The sequence below is a fragment of the Sinorhizobium sp. 7-81 genome, assembly GCF_030124405.1.
Classification (GTDB): domain Bacteria; phylum Pseudomonadota; class Alphaproteobacteria; order Rhizobiales; family Rhizobiaceae; genus Sinorhizobium; species Sinorhizobium psoraleae.
Genome location: NZ_JASKLT010000079.1, coordinates 1 through 690 on the forward strand (window position 1 = coordinate 1; position 690 = coordinate 690).

Below are 690 nucleotides of genomic sequence, written 5' to 3' on the forward strand. Positions count from 1 at the left end.
CTCGGCCGTCAGCTCCGGTTGGTTGAGATAGCCGCGCGCCACCCCTGCCCCGCCGATATAGAGCTCGCCGACCGCCCCGAACGGCACCGGTGCGCCATGCCGGTCGAGAAGATACACACGCGTGTTCGCAATCGGGCGGCCAATCGGAATTGAGGCCAGCCCCTCGGCGGTTTCGGTTATCTCGAATGTTGCACATCCAACCGTTGCTTCGGTCGGGCCAAAATGATTGATCAGACGTACATTCGGAAAGCGCCGCTGCCAAAAATATATGTCTGCGGGGACTAAGGGTTCTCCGCCGACCATAAGTGTTCTTGTTGGTGGAGGTCCGTCGTAGTCCCCAAGGGACTTATTCAACATACTCAAGTGCGTTGGTGTCAGCTTAATCAAATCATAGGTAGTACCGTCGCCTGGAGCAGTGAAGGAATCTAGCTGACGGGAATGTTCGAAGAGATGCAGTCGCGCACCTGCCAGGAGTGGCCCGAACAAAGTGGTAACAATGCCGTCAAAGCTTAACGAGTGCAGTAGGGGCGAGCCCTTCGAAGCTTGCTTGTAGTATGAATGAACTGACCATTGCAGATAATTTGCCAGACCGGCATGCTCGACCATGACGCCCTTTGGCGTGCCGGTGGATCCGGAGGTGTAGATGATGTAGGCGAGATGGCGGGAAGTGAGGCCGAGGGCGCGGGGGTC

The 690-nt window shown here is 57.1% G+C and carries 1 protein-coding gene; it reads right to left on the reverse strand.

Going from position 1 to position 690, the window contains the following annotated elements:
• Positions 1 to 690: AMP-binding protein (locus QN224_RS33565; protein ID WP_283980178.1), on the reverse strand; the 690-nt coding region annotated here is incomplete at both ends.